20 protein-coding genes are annotated in these 23938 nt (G+C 50.6%); 13 read left to right on the plus strand and 7 right to left on the minus strand.

All coding sequences use genetic code 11. The features are described from left to right. Nucleotides 1-40: 40 nt before the first annotated feature. The 5 genes from lon to bolA all read right to left on the minus strand — a co-directional run bounded on the left by lon (nt 41) and on the right by bolA (nt 7191). Complete coding sequence (lon, locus tag EAH77_RS04920) at nt 41-2395, minus strand: endopeptidase La (protein WP_140470686.1); 2355 nt, start codon at nt 2393-2395, stop codon at nt 41-43. Nucleotides 2396-2587: 192 nt separating this feature from the next. Next, nucleotides 2588-3862, minus strand: a complete 1275-nt coding sequence (clpX, locus tag EAH77_RS04925; protein ID WP_140470687.1) for an ATP-dependent protease ATP-binding subunit ClpX — start codon at nt 3860-3862, stop codon at nt 2588-2590. 194 nt (nt 3863-4056) lie between these two features. After that, nucleotides 4057-4680, minus strand: coding sequence for an ATP-dependent Clp endopeptidase proteolytic subunit ClpP (gene clpP / locus EAH77_RS04930; RefSeq protein WP_140470688.1), 624 nt, complete (start codon nt 4678-4680; stop codon nt 4057-4059). Nucleotides 4681-5117: 437 nt separating this feature from the next. Further along, entirely contained in the window at nt 5118-6422 is a 1305-nt protein-coding gene (tig, locus tag EAH77_RS04935; protein WP_140470689.1) for a trigger factor, read from the minus strand. Between the two features lie 454 nt (nt 6423-6876). Then, nucleotides 6877-7191, minus strand: coding sequence for a transcriptional regulator BolA (bolA, locus tag EAH77_RS04945; protein ID WP_140470690.1), 315 nt, complete (start codon nt 7189-7191; stop codon nt 6877-6879). 353 nt (nt 7192-7544) lie between these two features. On the opposite strand from bolA, the gene EAH77_RS04950 reads away from it, so the two are divergent. The 8 genes from EAH77_RS04950 (at nt 7545) to EAH77_RS04985 (ending at nt 16676) form a co-directional block, all read left to right on the plus strand. After that, complete coding sequence (locus EAH77_RS04950) at nt 7545-8123, plus strand: lipoprotein (RefSeq protein ID WP_140470691.1); 579 nt, start codon at nt 7545-7547, stop codon at nt 8121-8123. Nucleotides 8124-8295: 172 nt separating this feature from the next. After that, entirely contained in the window at nt 8296-9774 is a 1479-nt protein-coding gene (gene ampG, locus EAH77_RS04955; RefSeq protein ID WP_140470692.1) for a muropeptide MFS transporter AmpG, read from the plus strand. A 553-nt stretch (nt 9775-10327) separates the two neighbouring features. Continuing rightward, nucleotides 10328-11287 carry a cytochrome o ubiquinol oxidase subunit II gene (cyoA, locus tag EAH77_RS04960; RefSeq protein WP_140470693.1) on the plus strand — a complete coding sequence of 320 codons (960 nt, stop codon included), beginning with the start codon at nt 10328-10330 and terminating at the stop codon, nt 11285-11287. Nucleotides 11288-11290: 3 nt separating this feature from the next. Further along, nucleotides 11291-13282: a cytochrome o ubiquinol oxidase subunit I gene (cyoB, locus tag EAH77_RS04965; protein ID WP_140470694.1), complete on the plus strand. Its 1992-nt coding sequence runs from the start codon at nt 11291-11293 to the stop codon at nt 13280-13282. Continuing rightward, nucleotides 13272-13889, plus strand: a complete 618-nt coding sequence (locus tag EAH77_RS04970) for a cytochrome o ubiquinol oxidase subunit III (protein WP_140470695.1) — start codon at nt 13272-13274, stop codon at nt 13887-13889. The genes cyoB and EAH77_RS04970 overlap by 11 nt, the downstream gene beginning before the upstream one ends. Beyond that, nucleotides 13886-14218: a cytochrome o ubiquinol oxidase subunit IV gene (locus tag EAH77_RS04975; protein WP_056771051.1), complete on the plus strand. Its 333-nt coding sequence runs from the start codon at nt 13886-13888 to the stop codon at nt 14216-14218. The genes EAH77_RS04970 and EAH77_RS04975 overlap by 4 nt, the downstream gene beginning before the upstream one ends. A gap of 18 nt (nt 14219-14236) precedes the next feature. Then, nucleotides 14237-15121, plus strand: coding sequence for a heme o synthase (cyoE, locus tag EAH77_RS04980; RefSeq protein ID WP_140470696.1), 885 nt, complete (start codon nt 14237-14239; stop codon nt 15119-15121). Nucleotides 15122-15311: 190 nt separating this feature from the next. Next, nucleotides 15312-16676 carry an MFS transporter gene (locus EAH77_RS04985; RefSeq protein WP_161985767.1) on the plus strand — a complete coding sequence of 455 codons (1365 nt, stop codon included), beginning with the start codon at nt 15312-15314 and terminating at the stop codon, nt 16674-16676. Nucleotides 16677-16744: 68 nt separating this feature from the next. Here EAH77_RS04985 and EAH77_RS04990 read toward each other — a convergent pair whose 3' ends face one another. Continuing rightward, nucleotides 16745-17236 (minus strand): YajQ family cyclic di-GMP-binding protein, encoded by a 492-nt coding sequence (locus EAH77_RS04990; RefSeq protein WP_140470697.1) that lies wholly within the window; start codon nt 17234-17236, stop codon nt 16745-16747. A 258-nt stretch (nt 17237-17494) separates the two neighbouring features. Here EAH77_RS04990 and panE point away from each other — a divergent pair, with 258 nt between their 5' ends. Both panE and yajL read left to right on the plus strand, forming a co-directional pair. Then, complete coding sequence (gene panE, locus EAH77_RS04995) at nt 17495-18406, plus strand: 2-dehydropantoate 2-reductase (protein ID WP_140470698.1); 912 nt, start codon at nt 17495-17497, stop codon at nt 18404-18406. Next, the gene (gene yajL, locus EAH77_RS05000; RefSeq protein WP_140470699.1) at nt 18369-18974 is read left to right on the plus strand and encodes a protein deglycase YajL; all 606 of its coding nucleotides are present in this window, start codon (nt 18369-18371) and stop codon (nt 18972-18974) included. Before panE ends, yajL begins: the two co-directional genes overlap by 38 nt. Nucleotides 18975-19047: 73 nt before the next feature. Here the strand turns inward: yajL and thiI are convergent, their stop codons facing one another. Continuing rightward, complete coding sequence (gene thiI, locus EAH77_RS05005) at nt 19048-20496, minus strand: tRNA uracil 4-sulfurtransferase ThiI (protein WP_140470700.1); 1449 nt, start codon at nt 20494-20496, stop codon at nt 19048-19050. Nucleotides 20497-20790: 294 nt separating this feature from the next. On the opposite strand from thiI, the gene xseB reads away from it, so the two are divergent. The 3 genes from xseB to dxs are packed head-to-tail and all read left to right on the plus strand — an operon-like array spanning nt 20791 to nt 23851. Further along, complete coding sequence (gene xseB, locus EAH77_RS05010; RefSeq protein WP_140470701.1) at nt 20791-21033, plus strand: exodeoxyribonuclease VII small subunit; 243 nt, start codon at nt 20791-20793, stop codon at nt 21031-21033. Between the two features lie 6 nt (nt 21034-21039). Beyond that, nucleotides 21040-21969 (plus strand): (2E,6E)-farnesyl diphosphate synthase, encoded by a 930-nt coding sequence (ispA, locus tag EAH77_RS05015; protein WP_140470702.1) that lies wholly within the window; start codon nt 21040-21042, stop codon nt 21967-21969. A 19-nt stretch (nt 21970-21988) separates the two neighbouring features. Then, nucleotides 21989-23851 (plus strand): 1-deoxy-D-xylulose-5-phosphate synthase, encoded by a 1863-nt coding sequence (dxs, locus tag EAH77_RS05020; RefSeq protein ID WP_140470703.1) that lies wholly within the window; start codon nt 21989-21991, stop codon nt 23849-23851. Nucleotides 23852-23938 lie beyond the last annotated feature (87 nt).

Consider the following 23938-nt stretch of genomic DNA (forward strand, 5'->3'; position numbering starts at 1 on the left):
TGCCAGCCTGTGTTTTATCTAACTGTGACGGTCATGATCACTATTTTGCTGCAACGGGTAAGGCACCGAAGGCTGGATTTTGTAGTGCAAAATTCAACACCTCATCGATACGTTTCACCGGATGTATCTCAAGATCACCCAACACGTTAGCCGGAATTTCTTCCAGATCACGTTTGTTGTCGTCTGGGATCAGCACCACTTTGATACCACCGCGGTGTGCGGCCAGCAGCTTCTCTTTCAGACCACCGATCGGCAGAACCAGACCACGCAGTGTGATCTCTCCTGTCATCGCCACGTCTGCACGCACCGGGTTCCCCGTCAGACAGGAAACCAGCGCAGTACACATCGCAATACCGGCACTTGGACCATCTTTTGGCGTTGCCCCTTCAGGTACGTGAACATGAATATCACGTTTTTCGTAGAAGTCAGGGTTGATACCCAGCTTCTCCGCACGTGCACGCACCACGGTCAGCGCCGCCTGAATGGATTCCTGCATCACTTCGCCCAAAGAGCCGGTATAGGTCAGTTTACCCTTACCTGGTACGCAGGCGGTTTCAATGGTCAGCAGTTCACCCCCCACTTCGGTCCAGGCCAGACCAGTCACCTGACCTACGCGGTTTTCGGTGTCAGCACGGCCGTAATCGACTTTCTGTACACCGAGGAAGTCTTTGAGGTTGTCACCGTTGATCTCAATATGCTTGAGGGTTTTATCCATCAGCAATTGTTTGACTGCTTTACGACACAATTTAGAAAGTTCACGTTCCAGACTACGCACGCCCGCTTCACGGGTATAGAAACGGATGATACCTATAATGGCGCTGTCGTCGATCGTCAGTTCGGTCTTCTTCAGGGCATTACGCTCTATCTGTTTCGGCATCAGATGCTGTTTGGCGATATTCAGTTTTTCATCTTCGGTATAACCGGAAAGACGAATCACTTCCATACGATCCAGTAAAGGTGCCGGGATATTCATTGAGTTGGACGTCGCCACAAACATCACATCGGACAGGTCGTAATCCACCTCCAGATAGTGATCGTTGAACGCGACGTTCTGCTCAGGATCCAGGACTTCCAACAGAGCGGAAGCCGGATCACCGCGCATGTCCGAGGACATTTTGTCGATCTCATCCAACAAGAATAGCGGGTTTTTAACGCCCACTTTGGCCATTTTCTGAATCATCTTGCCCGGCATGGAACCGATGTAAGTACGGCGATGCCCGCGGATTTCCGCTTCATCACGCACGCCACCCAGCGCCATACGCACATATTCACGACCTGTCGCACGGGCAATAGATTGCCCCAGTGAGGTTTTACCCACACCTGGAGGCCCAACCAGACAGAGGATTGGTCCTTTAATTTTGCTGACGCGCGTCTGCACTGCAAGATATTCAAGAATACGATCTTTAACACGTTCGAGGCCAAAGTGATCGCTATCGAGAACTTCCTGCGCTTTACGCAGATCTTTCTTCACTTTGCTGCGCGCGTTCCACGGTACCTGAAGCATCCAGTCGATGTAACCGCGCACCACGGTGGCTTCAGCGGACATCGGTGACATCATTTTCAGTTTTTGCAGCTCAGATTCGGTTTTTTCACGCGCTTCTTTCGGCATTTTTGCCGCTTCGATTTTGCGTTTCAGCGCTTCATGTTCGTCAGGTGTATCATCCATTTCACCCAGCTCTTTCTGAATCGCTTTCATTTGCTCATTCAGATAGTACTCACGCTGACTCTTTTCCATCTGTTTTTTGACACGGTTACGGATGCGTTTTTCAACCTGAAGCAGGTCGATTTCCGATTCCATCATCGCCATCAGATATTCCAGACGCTCGGTGATATCAAACATTTCCAGTACGGACTGTTTGTCGGCGAGTTTCAATGGCATATGTGCGGCAATGGTGTCAGCCAGACGGGCTGCGTCTTCAATACTGTTGAGCGACGTCAGCACTTCCGGCGGGATCTTTTTATTCAGTTTGATATAGCCTTCAAACTGATTAATAGCAGTACGAACCAGAACTTCCTGTTCCCGCTCGTCCACGGCCGGTGATTCAAGATATTCGGCCTCAGCAGCAAAGTGCTCACCGCTGTCAGACAGCGTGGTAATGCGTGCGCGCTGTAAACCTTCAACCAGGACTTTAACGGTACCGTCAGGCAGTTTAAGCATCTGTAATATGGAGGCAACGGTGCCTACAGAGAAGAGATCGTTAATGCCTGGCTCATCGGTAGACGCTTCTTTCTGCGCTACCAGCATGATTTTTTTGTCGTGATCCATCGCAGCTTCGAGGCAGCGAATCGATTTTTCCCTGCCAACAAACAACGGGATCACCATGTGCGGATAAACCACCACGTCGCGCAAAGGCAAGACGGGGATTTCTATGCGTTCGGAACGCTCAGGGTTCATAGAGCTCTCTCTTAGTTTAGCTTCCGCCAGGTTAAGGAAATCTCGTGAAACACGAGTCAGACGGGTTTCAGCAAGTCGTTATCTGAGTATATGGGGATGAATATCTGACATTCAACGACAAGAATGCGAGTAAAAAAAAATGGGGGACAAAATCCCCCATTTCTTCACTAACCTTATGGAACAGTTGGCTAATTATTCGCCAGATGCCTGTTGCGCTTCAGGTTTACCATAAATCATCAGCGGTTCTGACTGACCCAAAATAACGGATTCATCGATAACCACTTTCTCTACGCTGTCCAGTGATGGCAGGTCATACATGGTATCTAGCAGTGCGCCTTCAACAATTGAACGCAGACCACGGGCACCGGTTTTACGCACCATCGCTTTTTTGGCAATCGCCACCAGCGCTTCATCACGGAATTCCAGCTCAACGCCTTCCAGATTGAATAATGCCTGATACTGTTTGGTCAGGGCATTTTTCGGCTCTTTCAGAATCTGGATCAGCGCGTCTTCGCTGAGTTCGCTCAGGGTTGCGACCACAGGCAGGCGACCAATGAATTCAGGGATCAGACCAAATTTGATCAAATCTTCCGGTTCTGCCTGAGCAAGCAACTGACCTTCGGTGGCTTTTTCAGATTTGCCTTTCACTTCAGCACCAAAACCAATACCAGTACCGGTATTAATACGCTGGCCAATCACCTTATCCAGTCCGGCAAATGCACCGCCGCAGATGAAGAGGATTTTAGAGGTATCAACCTGCAGGAATTCCTGCTGTGGATGCTTACGCCCACCCTGAGGTGGAACCGCAGCCACGGTACCTTCGATCAGTTTCAACAGCGCTTGCTGTACACCTTCACCGGACACGTCACGCGTGATCGATGGGTTGTCAGACTTACGGGAAATTTTATCGATTTCATCGATATAAACGATCCCGCGTTGCGCTTTTTGTACGTCGTAATCACATTTCTGCAACAGTTTCTGGATGATGTTTTCCACATCTTCACCCACATAACCAGCTTCGGTCAGCGTGGTGGCATCAGCCATGGTGAATGGTACATCCAGGAAACGTGCGAGCGTTTCAGCCAACAACGTTTTACCGCTACCTGTTGGGCCGATCAGCAGAATGTTGCTCTTGCCCAATTCGATACCATTGGTGGTATCGCCATTACGCAGGCGCTTGTAGTGGTTATAAACCGCCACAGCCAGAACCTTTTTAGCGGGTTCCTGCCCGATGACATAGTCATCCAGGTGCTGGCGGATCTCATGTGGTGTAGGCAGTGCACTGCGTTCGCGGTGCGGCGCGACTTCTTTAATCTCTTCGCGAATAATGTCGTTACACAGATCGACACATTCATCGCAGATATACACTGACGGCCCGGCAATCAGCTTACGCACTTCATGCTGGCTTTTGCCGCAAAAAGAGCAGTACAGCAGCTTTCCTGAACCGTCTTTGCGCTTATCTGTCATCAGTAAACCTCTTCTTTAGTATCTGTTCCGCAAAATACGCGGCACGGCCATAATTAATCGCTACCGTTTTGGCGGCGGATGGCTGTTACGTCGGTGATGGGCAAAACCCAGGCTCACAGTAAAAACCTCCCTGTCAGCCTGCGTTGCCTCTGTATGACTTAACTATAGACCATCAGCCCGGCAGATTTAAGCCGTCAGACGCGATGGGAAAATACGGAGTCAACCAATCCATACTCTACAGATTCATCCGCTGACAAGAAACGGTCACGCTCAGTATCACGTTCGATCTCTTCCAGAGACTTGCCAGTATGTTTCGCCATAAGCTCATTCATACGGGCTTTCACTTTCAGGATCTCTTTGGCATGAATTTCAATATCCGTAGCCTGTCCCTGGAAACCGCCCAACGGCTGGTGGATCATAACCCGCGAATTAGGCAGGCAGAAACGCTTACCTTTCGCCCCTGCAGTGAGCAGGAATGCCCCCATTGAACAGGCCTGTCCCATACAAATGGTGCTGACGTCCGGCTTGATGAATTGCATGGTGTCATAGATAGACATCCCTGCAGTGATCACGCCACCCGGAGAGTTAATGTACAGGAAAATGTCTTTTTCTGGGCTTTCCGCTTCAAGGAACAGCATCTGAGCCACAATCAGGTTAGCCATATGGTCTTCAACCTGACCGGTCATGAAGATAATACGTTCCTTCAACAGGCGGGAGTAGATGTCGTAAGAACGCTCACCCCGTGAAGTCTGCTCCACAACCATGGGTACCAGAGCCATGTTCGGTGCAAATTGATCTCGTCCACTATTGTATGACATAACCGTCTCCTAATAGAATTCTCTTTGGCGCTAGTTAAACCGATTCTACTTGAGATAAGCATTGATGACTATGCTCAAGCGGCCAAGTCGCCATTTACACGGCTGACGGTTGTTATCAGTCAGAATTTAACAGCAAGTTACTCTGTATTTGTAATTAACAATTGGGGGAATAAAGACCTTTTTTCAAGTCTGGAGTGAGATTTCTTTTCACGACCGACACATTTTGTTCATCCCCCTGCAATGTAATAAATACCCGGCTCGCCTTCAATTTTGTCAGCCACTGACCCGCTTATCGGTTATCTCGTCTCTCTCGGATAAATATAGTGCAAAAACAACAGCAAAAAAGAAAATGTCATCGCTGACGCATAAAAAAACCCGCAGTAAAAACTGCGGGCTCTCATTTTGAGCATTTGAAAGCTCAACAACGTGCAAACACATTATGCAGGTTGAGTTTGGTTCATCAGTTCAGTAAAGGTCGTGGCTTTTTCAGTCACTTTCGCTTTAGACAACAGGGTTTCGACCGCTTGTTCTTCCAGCGCGACGTTACGCATGTTGTTCATCAGCTCTTTATTTTTGCTGTAGAACTCAACAACTTCAGAAGGATCTTCGTAAGCTGAAGCCATTTCTTCGATCAAAGCTTTAACGCGATCTTCGTCAGCTTTAAGTTCGTGCTGGCTGATCACTTCACCCAACAACAAACCAACAACTACGCGGCGCTTAGCCTGCTCTTCGAACAACTCACGCGGTAATTCCAGCGCTTGTTTTTCGTTGCCGCCAAAACGCTGTGCAGCCTGACGACGCAGAACATCAACTTCACCGTCGATCAGTGCAGCAGGAACGTCGATGTCGTTGGCGTTAACCAGACCGTCGATTGCCTGAGTTTTGATGCGGTTACGTACTGCACCTTTCAGTTCGCGTTCCATGTTTTTACGCACTTCAGCACGCAGACCTTCAACAGAACCATCAGCCACGCCGAAACGTTTGATGAATTCAGGTGTCAGCTCTGGCAGCTCACGCTCTTCAACTTTCTTCAGAGTAATGACGAACTTAGCCGCTTTACCTTTCAGGTTTTCAGCGTGGTAATCTTCTGGGAAGTTTACGTCGATGGTGAATTCTTCACCGGCTTTGTGACCAACCAAACCGTCTTCGAAGCCTGGGATCATGCGGCCCTGGCCCATCGCCAGAACGAAATCAGAGGCTTTGCCGCCTTCGAAATCTTCACCGTCGATTGAACCGGAGAAATCAACAGTGACACGATCTTCTGCAGTTACTGCAGCGTCAGTTTCTTTCCAGTCAGCTTGTTGCTTACGCAGAGTTTCCAGCATGGTGTCAACATCGGCATCGTTAACTTCAACGACTGGTTTTTCAACTTCGATGTTTTCAAGATCCTTCAACTCAACTTCTGGGTACACTTCAAATTCAACGGTATAGTTGAAATCTTCGCCCAGTTTGTATTCACCCGGCACATATTTAGGTGCGCCAGCTGGATTGATTTTTTCTTTGATGATGGCGTCAACGAAGTTGCGCTGCATCAGATCACCCAGAACGTCCTGACGAACAGAAGCACCGTAACGCTGCTCGATGATGTGTTTTGGTACTTTGCCTTTACGGAAGCCGTCAATACGTACTTTTTTAGATACGTTGACCAGTTCGCTGCTCACTGCTTTTTCAATGCTGTCAGCAGGAACAGTAATCGTTACACGGCGCCCAAGGCCTTGAGTGGTTTCAACAGAAACTTGCATCTTGTTACCTCAAAAAAATTACAGTGCTCGGTCAACTCCAGAAGTCGTTCTCAAGATGAGAAGCGTGGAAAAGAACGAACTTACCTTGAAAACGACTTCTAAGAACCGGGACAGTCCTCTATTAAGAACGTAGCCCTGTATTCGAAAGCGTCCCGAAACCATTCCGGAAAAATAAGACGCGACATTATAGCGGCGCATAGACGGCGAGTCGAGGACGGTAATCTACTGCGTGGGAGGAAAAATCGCATCGCGGTCGATCCCTCGTAACATGTCATCGATGCAAAGGCTTAAACAACCCTGTCGCCTGCCCGTCATTTATCATTCACGGCTAAAACAGAAACGGCCCGCAGGCCATTTCAATATTTGCCCCTACTAATACCGCATCTTGTGGATAAAGTTCCACTGATACCGTATCCAGAAAAGGATATTTGTGGTTTTTGAGAGCAGGGCCCTGTCAGGCCAACATACCGGCACCGCGACACGGCGGCGAGGCCGGGACAGTATCCTGTAAACCTTCCCACTCTTTTTGCGTATAAGTATGCAGTGCCAGCGCATGTACGCTGCCCGCAAGCTCCACTGACAGCTCACCGTAGATGGCGCGGTGGCGTGACAGGAAACGTTCGCCGACAAACTTATCAGACACCATCACTACTTTGAAATGGCTCTCAGAGCCTGCGGGAACGTTGTGACGATAACTCTCATCGGTCACTTCCAGGTACGCAGGTTCAAACGCTGCAACTAATTTTGCTTCTATTTGCTCGCGAATCATAGCAATCTCCTTTACACCGCTTTAGCAGAGAACTGCGCCCTCACAGGAACATCTGTCACATTATAAGGATAGGCGGTTTTGTGACGTATTAGTATGTTACAGAAACAAAATTTCTGCGGCGATTGATAAAAAAGGTAATTAGTTTGTCTTACCCAATGATATTTAGCCATCAATCCGTGTAATGGGTAAAATCATTAAATATCAATAAGTCAGTTAGGCTTAAATTTAGGCAAATGTTGTATTTCCAGACCGTCAACACTTCCCCCGTAAAAAGGCGATGTTATGATGTGCGAACTTTGCGTAACCCGTCCCATTTTACATCTTGAATCAGATGCATTAATAGAGAACTTAACATGTTGAAAAAAATCATTTTTCCCGTGCTGGCATTATTGATGCTTGCCGGTTGCGCCACCAGCACGAATACCCTGAACATTGCTCCAAAAATTTCTTTGCCAACGCAGGATCCGACCTTGCAGGGTATCACTATCAGCATCAATGGAGCCGATCAACGTCAGGATCAGGCGCTGGCTAAAGTGAACCGTGATGGGCAGTTAGTTTCTCTGACCCCTTCGCGCGACCTGCGTTTCCTTTTGCAGGAATCATTGGAAAAACAGATGACCGCACGCGGTTATATGATTGGTGCGGCTGGCGCAGTGGATCTGCAAATTGTCGTCAACAACCTGTTTGCTGACGTTCAGGAAGGCAATTTGCGCTACAACATCACCACTAAAGCAGACATTTCTATCATTGCGACGGCGAAAAATGGCAACAAACAGGTCAAGAACTATCGCTCGACCTATAATGTCCAGGGCGCACTTACTGCCACCAATGACAAAATCACTAATGCGGTTAACAGCACACTGGGCGATGTCATCAACGACATGGCACAGGACACCAGCATCAGCGATTTTATCAAGGCCAATGCCCGATAATTTCGCCCGTTTTATCTGACGTACATCTTCTGCCCGGCATTGTCGGGCAGAATTGTTTTAGTCGCCACGACCGACATATTCGCTGTTCCGGCAATCCCTTCTTTATTATCTCCCTGCATCCTTTATTATGCCCCTGCGACACTCTTTCACCGGTCTGCGGGAACATATTTTCATGGTAAGTCAGTACTTCAACATTTTCACACAACGCAACACCCTGATCCTGTTGTTGCTGGGTTTTGCTTCAGGCTTACCCCTCGCTCTGACTTCCGGCACGCTGCAGGCGTGGATGACGGTGGAGAATGTCGATTTAAAAACCATCGGCATCTTTTCGCTGGTCGGCCAGGCTTACGTGTTCAAGTTCCTCTGGTCCCCGATGATGGACCACTACACCCCTTCTTTCTTTGGCCGCCGCCGTGGATGGTTAATCCTCACGCAACTGCTTTTAGTTGCCGCCATTTTTGGCATGGGTTATATGGATCCGTCGAAAGAACTATTCTGGCTGGCGGCACTGGCGGTGTTAATAGCCTTTGCTTCGGCTTCTCAGGACATCGTTTTTGACGCTTACAAAACCGATTTACTGCCAGCAGCAGAGCGAGGCAGCGGTGCGGCGGTATCGGTACTCGGCTATCGGTTGGCGATGCTGGTGTCCGGTGGCCTGGCATTGTGGCTAGCCGACCGCTACCTAGGTTGGCAGCACATGTACTGGTTGATGGCCGGGTTGATGTTAATTGGCGTAATCGCCACTATTATGGCACCGGAGCCTGAGGTCTCTGAACCGGCACCCCGTACCATCGAAATCGCCGTTGTCGCTCCGCTAAAGGACTTTTTCGGGCGTAATAACGCCTGGCTTATTCTGCTATTGATTGTGATGTACAAAATGGGCGATGCCTTTGCCGGCAGCCTGAGTACCACGTTTTTAATCCGCGGAGTCGGCTTTGATGCCGGTGAAGTTGGGCTGGTGAACAAAACCCTCGGCTTGCTGGCGACTATCATTGGTGCGCTCTATGGCGGTATGCTCATGCAGCGCCTGAGCCTGTTCCGTGCCCTGATGATTTTTGGCATTTTGCAGGGCGTTTCCAATGCCGGATACTGGATTTTAGCGGTCACCGACAAGCATCTTTATTCGATGGGCACGGCGATTTTCTTTGAAAATTTGTGTGGCGGAATGGGGACCGCAGCCTTCGTTGCCCTGCTGATGACGCTGTGTAACAAATCTTTTTCTGCCACCCAGTTTGCCCTTCTTTCCGCGCTTTCTGCCGTGGGTCGTGTGTATGTCGGCCCAATTGCAGGCTGGTTTGTTGAAGCACACGGCTGGCCGTTGTTCTATCTATTTTCTATCGTGGCAGCCGTGCCGGGCTTGCTGCTGCTGGCGGTGTGCCGTCAGACACTGGAATATACTCAGCAGACTGACCGCTTCCTGCCAAGAAAGGCTTTCCCTGGCAGCTATAAATTGGCGTTGCGTATGCTGCTGCTCGGATGCGTTCTGCTGGCCGCCTGGCTTATCACGCTGGTGAGCAACGGGTTAGCCTGGACAAACTGGGACACACTGCCGCAGCGCCTGGTTGAAGCCGCTTCCTTGATTTGTCTGTCTGGGATCGCACTCGGCAGCACCTTGGATTTTCTGGCCTTGCGGCGCGAAAAGATGGCCTGACATCTGTTCGCTTAAATTTTAGGAATGAGTGTCGTTGCCCGGTAAATCAAAATCTGGCCTGATGTACCTTGTTGATCGGCAAGAGGGTTTCGGGTCGTTTTAGCGCTAACTGACGGAATTTAGTATTGTTATCCAGATAGTAAATTGGGGTTAATTTCCCTGCGCTAAGATAAGTTTTCCGCAATAAATAATATTTAATAAGTTACAGCATCTTTCAAATACACTTTTTTTTTACCTGGTTTGTATTTTTAAATTCACCGCATTTATACATTGCATTAACATTAATTAAACCTACCCAGAACATTACACTCAGCGTTAAATATCCTTCCTGACTGCTATACCTTGTTTTTGCTCACCATAGTAAAAGAACCTACTGCAACATATTGTTGACATTGAGAAATTGTCACTCTCCGTGACATCTGTGACTTCGTTAACATAATGTGGCAACGGCCTGCTGACACTTCCTTAAGCGTGTTTACAGTACTGCAACCTTCCCGTAAAATGCCCGCACACATGGAGCGACAATAGAGCCCTGATTTATTGAGGTCGTTAGATGAGACTTAAGAAATACAATAAAAGTATTGGGATGTTGTCCTTATTTGCCTCTGCGTTAATGTTAAGCGGTTGCAATACGGCATTGATGGATCCCAAAGGAGCAATTGGACTTGAGCAGAGAACGCTGATACTGACCGCCATCGGATTAATGCTGATCGTGGTTATACCGGTTATTATCATGGCCTTGGCGTTTGCCTGGAAGTATCGTGCTTCTAACACAAATGCTAAGTACAGCCCGAACTGGTCCCATTCCAACAAAATCGAAGCCGTGGTTTGGACTGTGCCGATTATCATTATTGCCATTCTGGCAACGATAACCTGGAAAACCACTCACTCGCTTGATCCGTTCAAGCCTATCGTTTCAGACCAAAAACCGATGACGGTTGAAGTCGTTTCTCTGGACTGGAAATGGTTATTCATTTACCCAGAACAGGGCATCGCCACTGTTAACGAATTGGTGATCCCAAAAGACGTCCCCGTTCAGTTCAAAGTCACCTCTGACTCTGTGATGAACGCGTTCTTTATTCCTCAGTTAGGCGGACAGATTTACGCGATGGCCGGTATGCAGACTCAGTTGCATTTGATTGCAAATGAAGCCGGTACCTATAAAGGCATCTCGTCAAGCTTCAGTGGCCGCGGTTTCTCTGGCATGAAGTTCAACGCAATTGCGACCCCAACCCGTGCCGATTTTGACACTTGGGTAGCAAAAGTGAAAAGCGCACCGAACCAACTGGCAACCACTGAAGATTTCAACAAACTGGCTGAACAGAGTATCGACAACCCGGTCGAATACTTCTCCACAGCAAAACCTGGTTTGTTTAAAGAAATCATTGGCAAATACTCCATGCATGACATGAAGGCTGCGCCAGAAGGTCACACCATGCCAATGCCTGCTGGCACTGACATGAAAGGCATGGATATGGGTGGGCAGTCTCACGCAGCCGGAGCCGAGGAATAAACGATGTTCGGAAAATTAACGCTTGATTCGGTTCCGTATCATGAACCGATTATCATGGTCACCGTTGCCGCGATAATTCTGGGTGGGCTGGCAGTAGTTGCCGGCATCACCTATTTCGGTAAATGGAAGTACCTGTGGACCGAATGGCTAACCTCAGTCGACCACAAAAAAATTGGTATCATGTACATCATCGTTGCTTTCGTCATGCTTCTGCGTGGCTTTGCTGATGCCATCATGATGCGTAGCCAGCAGGTACTCGCTTCAGCGGGTGAACCTGGCTTCTTACCGCCTCATCACTACGACCAAATCTTTACCGCGCACGGCGTGATCATGATCTTCTTCATGGCGATGCCTTTCGTTATCGGTTTGATGAACGTCGTCGTTCCTCTACAGATCGGTGCACGTGACGTAGCGTTCCCGTTCCTGAACAACGTCAGCTTCTGGTTCACCGCCGCCGCTGTGATTCTGATCAACATCTCTCTGGGTGTCGGTGAGTTCGCACAAACGGGTTGGTTGGCCTATCCGCCGTTATCAGGTAAGGAATACAGCCCTGGCGTGGGGGTCGATTACTGGATATGGAGTCTACAGATATCCGGTATAGGGACCTTGCTGACCGGTGTTAACTTCTTCGCCACCATCCTCAAGATGCGTGCGCCGGGTATGCCGCTGATGAAAATGCCGGTATTTACCTGGGCTGCACTGTGTACCAACGTCCTGATTATCGTGTCGTTCCCTATTCTGACTGTAACCGTTGCGTTGCTGACCCTGGATCGCTATCTGGGCACCCATTTCTTCACGAATGATATGGGCGGCAACATGATGATGTACATCAACCTGATTTGGGCCTGGGGCCATCCGGAAGTGTACATTTTGGTTCTGCCAGTGTTTGGGGTGTTCTCCGAAGTTACCGCGACCTTCTCCAAAAAACGTCTGTTCGGCTATACCTCACTGGTATGGGCAACCATCGCCATTACCGTGCTGTCATTCGTTGTTTGGTTGCACCACTTCTTCACCATGGGTTCAGGCGCCAACGTCAATGCCTTCTTCGGCATCATGACAATGATCATTTCTATCCCAACAGGGGTAAAAATCTTCAACTGGTTATTCACCATGTATCAGGGCCGTATCCAGCTTAACGCTGCGATGCTGTGGACCATCGGCTTCATCATCACCTTCTCCGTCGGTGGTATGACCGGTGTTCTGCTGGCGGTGCCGGGTGCAGACTTCGTGCTACACAACAGTCTGTTCCTGATTGCACACTTCCATAACGTGATTATCGGTGGTGTCGTCTTCGGTTGCTTCGCGGGTCTGACTTACTGGTTCCCTAAATCTTTCGGCTTCACGCTGAATGAAAAATGGGGTGTGCGTTCATTCTGGTGCTGGATCATCGGCTTCTTCGTTGCCTTCATGCCGCTCTACATTCTGGGCTTCATGGGCATGACCCGTCGTATCAGCCAGAATATCGACCCTGAGTTCCACCTGTTGCTGGTTATTGCAGCCTGTGGTGCAGCGTTGATCGCACTCGGTATTCTGTGTCAGTTGATCATGATCTTTGTGAGCGTGCGTGACCGCGATCAAAACCGTGATCTGACCGGTGACCCGTGGGGCGCCCGTACTCTGGAGTGGTCTACCTCTTCACCTCCTCCGTTCTATAACTTCGCTATCGTGCCGCAAGTTCACGACCGCGATGCATTCTGGGACATGAAAGAGAAAGGCGAAGCTTATGTAAAACCGGCTAAATATGAAAAAATTCATATGCCACGCAACAGCGGCGCAGGCTTCATCATCGCCATGCTCAGCCTGGTCAGCGGTTTTGCATTAATCTGGGACATCTGGTGGTTGGCGCTCGTGACCTTCATCGGCATCGTTGTGACCTGGATTGTAAAAAGCTTCGATGAAGATGTTGATTACTACGTTTCGGCTGAAGAAGTGGAACGTATCGAGAACCAGCATTTTGAACAAATCAGCAAAGCAGGCGTGAAACATGGCAACTGATACCCTGACTAACCACGACGCAGCCCATGCAGAGCATGGGCACCACGACGCAGGTGAAACCAAAGTCTTCGGCTTCTGGATCTACCTGATGAGCGACTGCATATTGTTTGCGAGTTTGTTCGCAACTTATGCAGTACTGGTGCACGGGACCGCTGGCGGCCCAACGGGTAAAGACATTTTCGAACTCCCGTTCGTTCTGGTCGAAACTTTCTTCCTGCTGTTTAGTAGTATTACTTACGGCATGGCGATGCTGGGCATGACCAAAGGCAGCGTAAAAGCTGTTAATACCTGGTTGTTCCTGACTTTCCTGTTCGGTTTAGGCTTTATCGGGATGGAGCTCTATGAATTTCATCACTTGATTAAAGAAGGTTTTGGTCCTGACCGCAGTGGCTTCCTGTCAGCCTTCTTCGCGCTGGTTGCCACTCACGGTATCCACGTGACCTGTGGTTTGATTTGGATCGTTGTGATGATGATTCAAGTGAGCCGTCGTGGCCTGACTGCCGTTAACCAAACCCGTCTGATGTGCCTAAGTCTGTTCTGGCACTTCCTGGACGTGGTCTGGATTTGCGTATTCACCGTTGTTTACCTGATGGGGGTATTAGCATGAGTCATTCTGCCACTTCCCATGGCGGCGCAAGCCACGGCAGCGTGAAGTCATACCTGATTGGCTTCATCCTGTCAGTTATCCTGACGGTTATCCCGTTTGCCATGGTGATGAGCGACACTGCTTCGCATTCGTTGATCATTGGCACCGTGGTAGCATCTGCGGTCATCCAGATCGTGGTCCATCTGGTGTTCTTCCTGCACTTAAGTACTGCGTCGGAAGCACGCTGGAACCTGGTGGCATTTCTGTTCACCGCTGTGATTATCTTTATCGTCGTTGTGGGCTCATTGTGGATTATGTATAACCTCAACCTCAATATGATGGTCAGTTAAAGAGCCGAGCTGCACGTGATGATTAAGCAATACCTGCAAGTAACGAAACCAGGAATTATTTTCGGCAACTTAATTTCTGTCATCGGGGGATTTCTCCTTGCTGCCAAAGGCAGCATCGACTTCCCACTCTTTCTCTCCACGCTGGTGGGTGTTTCGCTGGTCGTTGCCTCGGGTTGTGTCTTTAACAACTTCATCGACCGCGACATCGACCGGATCATGGAAAGAACGAAAAACCGGGTCCTGGTGATGGGGCTTATACCGCCGAAAACAACCCTGGTTTACGCGACCATTCTGGGTATTGTGGGCTTTGCGTTGCTGTATCTGGGCGCCAATCCGCTGGCAATGTGGCTGGCAGTGATGGGCTTTGTGGTTTATGTCGGCGTTTACAGCCTGTACATGAAGCGCAAATCAGTTTACGGCACGCTGGTTGGTAGCTTGTCAGGCGCTGCACCTCCGGTGATTGGTTACTGTGCCGTTACCGGCCAGTTCGATATGGGCGCTGCAATCTTGCTTCTGATCTTCAGCCTGTGGCAGATGCCGCACTCGTACGCGATTGCCATCTTCCGCTTTAAAGATTATCAGGCAGCGGGTATCCCGGTTTTGCCGGTGGTGAAAGGCATTTCTGTCGCCAAGCATCATATTACCGTCTACATTCTGGCGTTTATGATTGCCACGCTAATGCTGACCCTGAGCGGTTACGCAGGTTATAAATACCTGATTGTCGCCGGTGCTGTCAGTATCTGGTGGCTGGGCATGGCCCTGAAAGGGTACAAAGCCGAAAACGACATTGTCTGGGCGAGAAAGCTGTTTGGATTCTCCATCATCACGATCATGTCACTCAGCTTTATGATGTCTGTTGATTTCAACTCAGCACCGACATCGATGTTAACCTACGTTTGGTAACGCGAGCGGGTAGCCTAACGCGCTGTCATTTAGTTGGATAACGAGCATATCGAAAGGCCAGTAGCGATACTGGCCTTTTCTTTTGTTCTGCCGCTATGGCTCAACCCGTAATATCTGCTAAAGATCCATCGTTTTACCCTAACTGGCTAAGAGCACTACAATGTGCAGAATGTGATTTTGAGGTAGTAATGTGAACGATAACCAAATGACCCCGCAGGAAAGCCGGGCGACATGGGGATTAGGGACAGTTTTCTCCTTGCGCATGCTCGGCATGTTTATGGTTTTACCCGTCCTGACCACTTACGGTATGGCCCTGACAGGCGCCAGTGAAACCCTTATCGGCATTGCTATTGGCATCTACGGACTGGCTCAGGCCATCTTTCAAATTCCTTTCGGCTTGCTCTCTGACCGCGTTGGTCGCAAGCCGCTGATCGTCTTTGGCCTGATTATCTTCTGCATCGGCAGCGTGGTGGCCGCTTCCACAGATTCCATCTGGGGCGTGATCATCGGCCGCGCTATGCAAGGTTCAGGGGCAATTGCCGCCGCCGTGATGGCGCTGCTTTCAGACCTGACGCGCGAACAGAACCGCACCAAAGCGATGGCCTTTATCGGCATTAGCTTCGGCGTGACTTTCGCGATTGCCATGGTACTCGGCCCGATCATCACCCATGCCTGGGGCCTACACGCCCTGTTCTGGGCCATTGCACTACTGACACTGGTCGCGATCGTGATAACGCTGATGGTGGTCCCCTCCCCTTCCACGCACCTGCTCAACCGTGAATCAAGCATGGTCAAAGGCAGTTTCAGCAAAGTGCTGTCCAACGGCAAGTTGTTGAAACTCAACTTTGGCATTTTGTGTTTGCACATTTTGTTGATGTCGAGCTTCGTGGTATTGCCGCAGGTGATGGAACACGCGGGTTTCCCGCCGAGTGAGCACTGGCGCGTCTATCTGGTGACCATGTTGGTTTCTTTTGTTGCGGTGATCCCGGTCATCATTTACGCCGAGAAAAAGCGCCATATGAAGCAGGTGTTCATGGGCTGCGTAACGGTTATTCTGTTGGCAGAAATCGTATTGTGGTACGCCGGTTTACGCCTGTGGGTGGTGATCGCGGGTATTCAACTGTTCTTCCTGGCCTTCAACGTGATGGAGGCGATTTTACCGTCGCTCATCAGCAAAGAATCCCCCGCAGGATACAAAGGTACGGCAATGGGCATCTACTCTACCAGCCAGTTTCTGGGTGTCGCCATTGGCGGCAGCCTCGGTGGTTATGTTTACGGTCACGCGGGTGCCGGTGCAGTATTTCTGGTCTGCGCCGCCGTTGCCGTAGTCTGGCTGTTTGTCAGTTCAACCATGAGTGAACCGCCCTACGTCAGTAGCCTGCGTATCACTTTGTCTGAACTGGCCGTCAAGGATTCAGCCCTCGAAGCCCGTATCAAAGCCCAGCCTGGCGTAGCCGAAGCGGTGGTGGTGCCAGAAGAGTTGAGTGCCTACGTAAAAGTGGATACCAAACAGACTAACCGCCAAAAATTGGAACAACTGGTGGCTGTCGTCTGACTGCATCACCAAACAATGAAAAAGGACGCTGACAATAGCGTCCTTTTTCATTTCCAAAACAGTAAAAATCAGTCGCGGAAGTTTTTAAACTGGAAAGGCTGGCCTAACTCACCGTTACGCACCAGTGCCATGACCGCCTGCAAATCGTCACGGGCTTTGCCGGTCACACGCACTTCGTCGCCCTGAACCTGCGCCTGCACTTTAATTTTGCTGTCTTTGATGAGTTTCACAATCTTCTTCGCCAGCGTGGATTCAATCCCGGAATGCAGTTTGGCTGTCACGCTGTACGTTTTACCGCTGTGCTCCATCTGCTCAGGCACCTCCAGCGCCCCGCCTTCAATACTGCGTTTGGCCAGTTTCTCGCGCAGAATATCCACCAGCTGATTAACCTGGAAATCAGATTCGCTGGCGCACTTGATAGACTCGTCCTTTTCGTTCAGCTCGAAGCTGGCAGGAATGTTGCGAAAATCCCAACGAGTGGTCAGTTCACGGCTGGCATTCTCGACCGCATTGCGGACTTCCTGCATGTCAATTTCGGAAACAATGTCGAATGACGGCATAATCGCTTCTCCCTGGGATATTAACCCATGTCGTTATGATGATAAGTCGTTTGATGGCGTGCATAATACCGCCTTCGCCCTTTGATGCCAAAACCAAGCCGCATCCTTTTGTTGACTGAAGCCCGAACAGGCATAAAATCCCCGAAAAAGTGTGACGCACAGCACAAACAGCTATACTAATAACTACAAATAAATAACAAACAAGAAACATAACATTCGATTCACTGAGTGCGTTCATTCAATTGCTCAGGAGGCATAATGAAGATTACAGTACTTGGCTGCGGGGCTTTAGGCCAACTTTGGCTTTCCGCTTTGTATGAGCAAGGACACGATGTTCAGGGTTGGATCCGCATTGCACAGCCTTTCTGCGCGGTAAACGTAATCAATGCCGACGGCGGGGCATTTAACCGTAATTTGCCCACCAATGATCCGCAGCATCTGGCTGAAAGCGAGCTTTTGTTAGTCACCCTCAAAGCCTGGCAGGTTTCAGGCGCGGTCAGCGCATTAATGCCAATGCTGAATGATAACTGCACTCTGCTCCTGTTGCATAACGGCATGGGGACAATAGAAGAGCTACCGGCAAACCGCTTCTCGATTTTACAAGGTGCTACCACCCACGCCGCTCGCCATGAAGGCAATTCTATTCTTCACGTGGCCAGCGGCGTAACGCATATTGGTCCGGTATCCGCACGCGGTGCGGCGTCAAGCCATCTGGCGGACGTTTTGCATAATGCCCTGCCTGACGTCGCTTGGCATGACAACATCTATCCCTCGCTGTGGAATAAGCTGGCGGTAAATTGCGTGATCAATCCGCTAACCGCCGTACATAACTGTACGAACGGTGATCTTATGGCGTACTCGGGTGAAATCGAACAAATCTGTGCCGAAGTGGCCGATGTGATGGCCATTGAGGGATACCAGACACATACGGAATCGCTGCTGAGTTATGTTTATCAGGTAATCGACACCACTGCGGCCAATCACTCATCAATGTTGCAGGATATCCGGGGCCAACGTCATACCGAAATTGACTACATCACCGGCTACATTATTCGCCGCGCCCGTAAGCATGGGCTCACCCTGCCAGCAAATACCCGTTTATTTGAAATGATTAAAAGAAAGGAAAATAACTATGAGCGTTTCGGTTCTGGTTTGTCTGGCACCTGGTAGCGAAGAGATTGAAGCGGTCACCGCGATTGATTTGCTGGTCCGTGCAGGTGTCAACGTAACAACGGCCAGTGTGGCGGGTGACGGCAATCTGGAGATCCGCTGCTCGCGCGGCGTGCGTATTCTGGCAGATGTTGCACTGGTGGATGTGGCTGACAACCACTTTGAGGCCATTGTCCTGCCCGGTGGCCTTAAAGGCGCGGAGTGTTTTCGCGACAGCCCACTTTTAGTCGAAACCGTGCGTCAGACCCATTTTGCCGGCAAGATTGTAGCGGCCATCTGTGCTGCTCCTGCCCTGGTTCTGGAATATCATGACCTGTTCCCTATCGCTAATATCACCGGATCACCCTCTTTAAAAGAGAAGATCTCGCCATCAAAATGGTCCGATCGCCGCGTCATGTATGATCCGCGCGTCAATCTGCTGACCAGCCAAGGTCCTGGCAGCGCGATAGAGTTCACCCTCAAACTGATCGAACTGCTGCTTGGCAGACCCAAAGCGGCTGAAATTGCGGCACAGCTCGTGATGTCGCCGGGAATTTATAATTTCACTGACGAAGGAGCGCGGGAATAAGTGCCTGTTCTGATGTAGAAAAACACATAAAAAAACCCGGCAATGCCGGGTTTATATTTCGTTCCCGCAAAACTTACGGGCGATAGACTTTCACGTTTTTAAAGCCCTGCTCGATCAGGTATAGCGCCTGTAACCGGCTCATGACGCCACGGTCGCAATACAGCAGATAGGTTTTGCTCTGGTCGAGATCCGCAAACTGCGCACTGAGTTTGTAGAAAGGCAAGGTTTTGACCTCTACGTTGTCCAAATCCAGCGGCTTATCTTCGGCTTCGTCCGGTGCACGGATATCCAGCAGGATGTCCGTAGAAGCAAACGCGTCCACCGTTTCGACTTCTGCCACTTCCTTGGCGGTTTCTTCGGCGATATGGCGAATGTCATAGTTCTGCGCTTCACTGACCACTTTGTCGAGCACTGAGAAGTCAAACAGCTGCTCTTCGGCTTCGATTTTAGCTTTTACCGCTTTTACGGTCGGACTTTTAGAAATTACACCACAATATTCCGGCATCGTTTTGGCAAAGTCTTCGGTACCAATTTCACGGGCGATATTGATGATGTGCTCTTTATCGTGGGAAATTAGCGGGCGCAGAATCAGGGTATCAGTCGCATTGTCGATCAAACGCAGGTTGGTCAGCGTCTGGCTGGAAACCTGGCCCAGCGCTTCGCCGGTCACCAGCGCCTGCACACCATAGCGTTCAGCGATTTGCGACGCCGCGCGCACCATCATACGTTTCAGCACCACGCCCATCTGGCCATCTTCGATTTTTTCGAGAATTTCGCCCACTACCGGTTCGAAATCGATAGCAATAAAACGCACTTTGTGCGAACTGCCAAAGCGTTTCCACAGATAATACGCCACCTGCTTGACGCCAATCTCATGAGCAGAGCCGCCAAGATTGAAGAAGCAATAGTGTACGCGGCAGCCACGACGCATCAGCATGTAACTCGATACACCGGAGTCGAAACCACCTGAAATCAGTGACAACACGTCTTCCTGCGTACCAATCGGGTAGCCGCCCTGACCTTCATGACGGCTCTTAATCAGTACAAGCTGGTCGTCGTTGATTTCCAGCTTCACTGTGACTTGCGGCGCGGTCAGATTCACCTTCGCCGATTCAATATGCTGATTCAAACCGCCACCCACATAACGCTCGACATCACCGGAGCTGAAGGTATGTTTGCCACGGCGCTTTACGCGCACGCAGAAGGTTTTACCCTCCACTTCAGAACGGTAAGCTTCCAGCGCCTGCTCGAAGATATTGTGGACATCGGTATAAGGGCGGTCTTCCACTTCTTCAACGTGGCGGATGCCGGGGATGCGACACAACAATTCGATGATCAAGTCGTGTTTGCTTTCGTCTTTGCTGCGAACTTCGATATGATCCCAGTGGCGCACCACCGCGAGGGTCTCATCATGAGGCTTCACGATGTTACGGATGCTACTTGCGAGGATCTTAATGAAGCGCAAACGCACAGATTGACTCTTGATGGTGATTTCTGGGAACAATTTAATGATAAACTTCATGGCAGTCTTTTGTCAGCGGTGAGAATTAGGGGTCATGAGTGGCTGTATATGGCTCAGAGAGCCTATTATTGTTAAGCCAATAGCCATTTATGCAAAATGATGGGGCTTAACAATACTTTTTAAGTAAACAAAAACAACAGCGGCGCGGAGTATATCACCTAAACTGAGGACTCTGCGCGCAAAACCACATATCGGATGTGACGTCGATACGGAATTTCTACCGGGGCTTCACTCAGCATCGCAACGCCATATTGCAGCTCCGCCCATCGGATCCAACGAGTTTGAAAGAGAATTATGCCAAAAAAAGCTGCACCACCTGCCAATTTTGAAACCGCACTGACCGAACTGGAACAGATTGTCATCCGCCTGGAATCAGGTGAATTACCGCTGGAAGACGCGCTGAACGAATTTGAAAACGGCGTACAGCTGGCACGTCAGGGACAACAAAAATTACAACAGGCGGAGCAACGGGTGCAAATCCTGCTCGACAGCGACAACGACGCTGCGCTGGTGCCTTTTACCCCGGATGCTGAGTGATCTGTTATGGCTGATATTGAACAACAAGCCGACATCACCGATTTCAACAGCCAGCGTCGTGTGCTGCAAAAACGGGTTGATCGGGCACTGGCATCTTATATTGATGAGCAACCTTTTGCTGACAGCCCGCTGGTTGGCGCGATGCGCCACGGTGCCCTGCTCGGCGGCAAGCGCCTGCGCCCTTACCTGGTGTATGCTAGCGGCACGCTTTTCGGTGTTGATCTCAGTAATCTGGATGCACCGGCGGCGGCGATCGAATGTATTCACGCCTATTCGTTGATCCACGATGATCTCCCGGCGATGGACGATGACGATCTGCGCCGTGGCCAGCCGACTTGCCACATCAAATTTGGCGAAGCCAATGCGATTTTGGCCGGTGATGCCCTGCAAACCCTGGCCTTTACGCTGTTGGCCGACAGCCCGATGCCCGATGTCCGAATGCAAGATCGCCTGTCGATGATCTCTGAACTGGCCGCGGCAAGCGGTGTGGCAGGGATGTGTGCTGGTCAGGCACTGGACCTGGCTGCGGAAGGTCAGGACATAAATTTACAGGCGCTGGAGCAAATTCATCGCCACAAAACCGGGGCGCTTATCCGCGCCGCCGTGCGCCTGGGCGCGCTGGCAGCCGGTGAGGCGGGCAGAGCAGTACTGCCGGTGCTCGACCAATATTCCCAGGCCATCGGGCTGGCTTTCCAGGTACAGGATGACATTCTGGATGTCATTGGCGATACCGAGAAACTGGGTAAACGTCAGGGAGCCGATCAACACCTCGGCAAAAGTACCTATCCGGCCCTGCTGGGGTTGGACGGCGCACAGGCGAAAGCCAGGGATCTCTATCAGGAAGCCGTCTCTGCGTTAGACCAGTTGGCCGCACTTTCCTACAACACAGCGCCGCTTCTCGCGTTAGCCAGCTTCGTTATTGAACGCGACAATTAATAATTACTATGAGCAACTGATGAGTCTTGAACTAGCCAAATACCCGACACTGGCGCTGGCGGAGAACCCTGAAGAACTCCGTTCGCTCCCAAAAGAGAGCTTGCCTAAGCTTTGTGACGAACTGCGCCAATATCTGCTGGCCAGCGTCAGTCAGTCCAGCGGACATTTTGCGTCCGGTTTGGGCACGGTGGAACTGACCGTCGCGATGCATTACGTCTACAACACGCCGTTTGATCATCTGGTGTGGGACGTGGGTCATCAGGCTTACCCACATAAAATTCTGACGGGCCGCCGGGATAAAATCTCCACTATCCGCCAGAAAGGCGGGTTGCATCCGTTCCCATGGCGCGGTGAAAGTGAGTTTGACACGCTGTCCGTCGGCCACTCTTCGACGTCGATCAGTGCAGGTTTAGGCATGGCGGTAGCGGCCGAGCGCGAAGGCAAAGGCCGCCGCACTATCTGCGTGATTGGTGATGGTGCCATTACTGCGGGCATGGCTTTTGAAGCCATGAATCATGCGGGTGATATTAAGTCTGACATGCTGGTCGTGCTCAACGATAACGAGATGTCGATCTCCGAAAACGTCGGCGCGTTGAATAATCATCTGGCGCAGCTGCTTTCCGGCAAGCTTTACTCGCGACTGCGTGAAGGCGGCAAGAAAGTCTTGTCTGGTATTCCGCCAATCAAAGAGTTGGTGCGACGCACCGAAGAGCACCTGAAAGGGATGATGGTACCTGGCACGCTGTTCGAAGAGCTTGGTTTCAACTATATCGGCCCGGTTGACGGCCACGACGTGCTGGCGCTGGTGCAAACGCTGAAAAATATGCGTGACCTGAAAGGGCCACAGCTGTTGCACATCATGACCAAAAAAGGCAAAGGCTACGAGCCAGCCGAAAAAGATCCGATCGGCTGGCATGCGGTACCAAAATTTGATCCGGCACTGGGCACACTGCCAAAAAGCAAAGAAGGCCTGCCGACCTACTCGAAAGTTTTCGGTGACTGGTTGTGTGAAACTGCGGCCAAAGACAGCAAGCTGATGGCTGTTACGCCTGCCATGCGCGAAGGTTCTGGCATGGTGCGCTTCTCACGTGAATATCCGCAGCAATATTTCGACGTGGCGATCGCCGAACAGCACGCCGTCACCTTCGCTGCCGGTTTGGCGATTGGCGGCTATAAGCCTATCGTCGCCATATACTCCACGTTTCTCCAGCGCGCTTATGATCAGGTGATCCACGATGTGGCGATCCAAAATTTGCCGGTGCTGTTTGCCATTGACCGCGGCGGTATTGTCGGCGCTGACGGCCAGACCCACCAGGGCGCATTTGATCTGTCATTCCTGCGTTGTATTCCGAACATGATCATCATGGCGCCAAGCGATGAAAACGAATGCCGCCAGATGCTGCATACCGGTTATCACTATCAGGGCGGCCCGGTTGCTGTACGTTATCCGCGCGGCAGCGGAACGGGCGCGACCTGCGAAGCTCTGGCTTCGCTGCCAATAGGTAAAGGTATTGTGCGACGTGAAGGCGAGAAAATCGCCATCCTTAACTTCGGCACATTATTGCCAGAAGCGCAGGCCGTGGCCGAGAAACTGAATGCGACACTGGTCGATATGCGTTTTGTTAAACCCCTTGACGACGCGCTGGTCCTCGAACTGGCGGCCAGCCATGAAGTACTGGTGACGCTGGAAGAAAATGCCATCATGGGCGGTGCAGGCAGCGGCGTAAACGAACTGTTGATGGCAAAACGCACCATAGTGCCGGTGCTCAATATCGGCCTGCCAGACCACTTTGTTCCACAGGGAACGCAGGATGAAATTCGCGTTGATTTAGGTCTTGATGCCGCCGGCATTGAGCGTCAAATTACCGATTGGTTAGCCTGACCCCTCAAATTCCCCTCTTTAACCATTAAAGAGGGGCTTCTCTGCCTCTTCTCCGTAATTTCCTCAATTTCACCGCACGGTGAGCTA

Source organism: Ewingella americana (genome assembly GCF_006438725.1).
Classification (GTDB): domain Bacteria; phylum Pseudomonadota; class Gammaproteobacteria; order Enterobacterales; family Enterobacteriaceae; genus Ewingella; species Ewingella americana_A.